The sequence below is a fragment of the Mycobacterium sp. genome, from assembly GCF_049673265.1.
Lineage (GTDB): Bacteria > Actinomycetota > Actinomycetes > Mycobacteriales > Mycobacteriaceae > Mycobacterium.
The window spans coordinates 1-3,237 of sequence record NZ_JBATXN010000470.1; the positions used below are offsets into that span (position 1 = coordinate 1).

2 protein-coding genes are annotated in these 3,237 nt (G+C 65.6%); both read left to right on the plus strand.

The features are described 5' to 3' along the window. Window positions 1–2,666: preprotein translocase subunit SecA (gene secA, locus WBF82_RS16330; RefSeq protein WP_424384020.1), on the plus strand; the 2,666-nt coding region annotated here is incomplete at its 5' end. A 6-nt stretch (window positions 2,667–2,672) separates the two neighbouring features. Further along, complete coding sequence (locus WBF82_RS16335) at window positions 2,673–3,155, plus strand: cation:proton antiporter regulatory subunit (RefSeq protein ID WP_424384021.1); 483 nt, start codon at window positions 2,673–2,675, stop codon at window positions 3,153–3,155. Window positions 3,156–3,237 lie beyond the last annotated feature (82 nt).

The following is a 3,237-nucleotide window of genomic DNA, read 5'->3' on the forward strand; positions in this document are numbered from 1 at the left end:
TGCCCGAGGCGTTTGCGGTTGCCCGTGAAGCGGCGTGGCGGGTGCTGGACCAGCGCCCGTTCGACGTGCAGGTGATGGGCGCCGCTGCGCTGCACTTCGGCAATGTCGCCGAGATGAAGACCGGTGAAGGTAAAACCCTGACCTCGGTGTTGCCGGCCTACCTCAACGGCATCGGCGGCCAGGGCGTGCACATCGTCACCGTCAACGACTACCTGGCCAAGCGCGACAGCGAGTGGATGGGCCGGGTGCACCGCTTCCTGGGCCTAGACGTCGGGGTGATCCTGGCGCAGATGACGCCCGACGAGCGGCGCATCGCCTATGCGGCCGACATCACGTACGGCACCAACAACGAGTTCGGGTTCGACTATCTGCGCGACAACATGGCCCATTCGCTGGAAGAGTGCGTCCAGCGCGGCCATAACTTCGCGATCGTCGACGAGGTCGACTCGATCCTGATCGACGAAGCCCGCACTCCGCTGATCATTTCTGGGCCCGCCGAGGGTGGCTCCAACTGGTACACCGAGTTCGCCCGGCTGGCGCCGCTGATGGAGAAAGACGTCCACTACGAGGTCGACCTGCGCAAGCGCACCGTCGGCGTGCACGAGCTTGGCGTGGAATTCGTCGAAGACCAGCTCGGCATCGACAACCTCTACGAGGCCGCCAACTCGCCGCTGGTCAGCTACCTGAACAACGCCCTGAAAGCCAAGGAGCTCTTCGCCCGCGACAAGGACTACATCGTGCGCGACGGCGATGTGGTCATCGTCGACGAGTTCACCGGCCGGGTTCTGGTCGGGCGGCGCTACAACGAGGGCATGCACCAGGCCATCGAGGCCAAAGAGCGCGTCGAGATCAAGGCCGAGAATCAGACGCTGGCCACGATCACGTTGCAGAACTACTTCCGGCTCTACGACAAGCTCTCCGGGATGACCGGGACCGCGCAAACCGAGGCCGCCGAGCTGCACGAGATCTACAAGCTCGGCGTGGTGAGCATCCCGACCAACATGCCGATGATCCGCACCGACCAGTCCGACCTGATCTACAAGACCGAGGAAGCCAAGTACATCGCCGTCGTCGACGACGTCAGCGAGCGCTACGAGGAGGGCCAGCCGGTGCTGATCGGTACCACCAGCGTGGAGCGCTCGGAGTACCTGTCGCGCCAGTTCCAGAAGAGGCGCATCCCGCACAACGTGCTCAACGCCAAATACCACGAGCAAGAGGCCGGAATCATCGCCGAGGCCGGCCGGCGCGGCGCCATCACGGTCGCCACCAACATGGCCGGCCGCGGCACCGACATCGTGTTGGGCGGCAACGTCGACTTTCTCACCGACCTGCGGCTGCGCGCGCGAGGCCTCGACCCGGTGGAAACACCCGACGAGTACGAGCAGGCGTGGCACGAGGAGCTGCCTTTGGTCAAGGCCGAGGCCCACGAAGAGGCCGAGGAAGTGATCGAGGCCGGCGGCCTGTACGTGCTGGGTACCGAGCGGCACGAGTCGCGACGCATCGACAACCAGCTGCGCGGTCGCTCCGGTCGCCAGGGCGACCCCGGTGAGTCCCGCTTCTATCTGTCGCTGGGCGATGAGTTGATGCGCCGCTTCAACGGCGCGGCGCTGGAAACGTTGCTGACCCGGCTTAACCTGCCCGACGACGTGCCCATCGAAGCCAAGATGGTGACCCGCGCTATCAAGAGCGCGCAGACCCAGGTCGAGCAGCAGAACTTCGAGGTCCGCAAGAACGTCCTCAAATACGACGAGGTGATGAACCAGCAGCGCAAGGTCATCTACGAGCAGCGCCGCCGCATCCTCGAAGGCGAGAATTTGCAGGAGCAATCGCACGACATGCTCGTCGACGTGATCACCGCCTACGTGGACGGGGCAACCGCCGAGGGTTACTCCGAGGACTGGGAACTCGAGAAGCTCTGGGAGGCGCTGAAGACGCTGTATCCGGTCGGCATCGACCACACAAACCTGATCGACTCCGAGGCGATCGGCGAGCCCGGTGAGCTCACTCGCGAGGAACTGCTCGACGCGTTGATCGAAGATGCCGAACGCGCCTACGCGGTGCGGGAGGCCGAGCTGGAGGAACTCGCCGGCGAGGGCGCGATGCGCCAGCTGGAACGCAACGTGTTGCTCAACGTCATCGACCGCAAGTGGCGTGAGCACCTCTATGAGATGGACTACCTCAAAGAGGGCATCGGGCTGCGCGCGATGGCGCAACGCGATCCACTGGTGGAGTACCAGCGCGAGGGCTACGACATGTTCATCGGCATGCTCGAGGGCCTCAAGGAAGAGTCGGTCGGCTTCTTGTTCAATGTCTCAGTCGAGGCGGTACCGGCCCCGCAGGTGGGACCGGTCTTGGAAACGGGGGAAGTGCCCGAGGGTCTGGCGGAGTTCGCCACAGCTGCGGCGGCCAGCGCACAGCAGCGGGCTACCGGTGGGTCAGCCCGATCGCATGAGCCCGCAACTGCTTTGCGCGCCAAAGGAATTCAGACCGAATCCCCTGAATTGACGTATTCTGGGCCCGCCGAGGACGGTTCTGCGCAAGTGCAGGGCAACGGTGACGCGCAGCAGGCGGCGGCCGGGGGCGGGGGCACTCGGCGCGAGCGGCGCGAAGCCGCGCGCCGGCAGGGCCGCCATGCCAAACCGTCGAAATCTGCCAAACGGCGGTAGCGGCAAGTGGACGTCAAAGAGGTGCTGCTGCCCAGCATCGGCGTGCGATACGAGTTCACCAGCCACAACGGCGAGCGGATCGGAATCATCGCGCGGCGCGGCGGCGAATTCGACGTGGTCCGGTACGCGCGTGACGATCCCGATCAGGCCCAGCCGATCTTTCACTTCACCGATGAGGAGGCCGAGGCGGTCGCCCAGATTCTGGGTGCACCCCGGATCGCCGAGCGGTTCACCGAGCTGACCCGCGAAATACCTGGGCTGGAGGCCGGTCAGGTCCACATCCGGGCGGGCACCCCTTTCGCAGACCGGCCACTCGGGGACACCCGGGCCCGCACCCGCACCGGCGCGTCGATCGTGGCGATCGTGCGCAACGACGAGGTGCTGGCGTCGCCGGGGCCGAGCGAAATGCTGCATGCAGACGACGTACTGGTGGTGGTCGGCACCGAAGATGGCATCGCCAAGGTCGTCCAACTCGTCGATAACGGCTGAGCCCCGTGCAGATTTCGGCGCCGCTCCTACTGCAGCTCGGCGCCGTCCTCACCGCGCTTGCGTTGCTGGGGGCGGTGGCTCG